Source organism: Vibrio sp. Vb2131, from assembly GCF_033338535.1.
Lineage (GTDB): Bacteria > Pseudomonadota > Gammaproteobacteria > Enterobacterales > Vibrionaceae > Vibrio > Vibrio alginolyticus.
In genome coordinates this window covers 1-508 of sequence record NZ_JAWOSW010000183.1, presented here as the reverse complement: position 1 = coordinate 508, position 508 = coordinate 1, and the positions used below count along the sequence as shown (strand labels likewise).

Sequence of the window (508 nt, the reverse complement as noted above, 5' to 3'; positions counted from 1 at the left end):
GTCAGCCGCTTTAATTACCTCAAGTGTTTTTTCTAGACGCACGACTTCTTGCGGCAAAACCGTTGAGCTAAAAATCGCAGGATAGGCCACGAAGGGCAGCGATTGTGCTAGCTTGTTCGGGCCTAATATCGCACCAGCGCGGTAGGCGAACGTTTTAGCCAAACTTACGGTAACGAAATCCACCATCTGTGTTAGTCCCAGTTCTTGCAATAATCCAGACCCCTTTGGTCCGTGTGTGCCTAATGAATGGGATTCATCTACCACTAAGCCACAATCAAACTCCTTCGCCATTTCGTAGATGGCACGTAACGGGGCGATTGTGCCAATCGTGCTATACACAGAATCGACAACGATGATTCCCGCACCGTGGCGTTGGATCTGCTTGCGCAGATGATTCATGTTGTTGTGCATGAAAGGATGAATCTGCGCTCCAGCGGTGCGTGCTCCTTCCCACAACGACATATGAGCGAAAAAGTCGATGTATACGGGGACGTTTGGCGCGCAGATG

Annotated in this window: 1 protein-coding gene; it reads right to left on the bottom strand. The window is 50.2% G+C overall.

All coding sequences use genetic code 11. The annotated features are described in order from the left end of the window. Positions 1-508, bottom strand: a 508-nt coding sequence (locus R7E38_RS23440; protein ID WP_318082255.1) for an aminotransferase class I/II-fold pyridoxal phosphate-dependent enzyme, incomplete at both ends; no start/stop codon positions are given.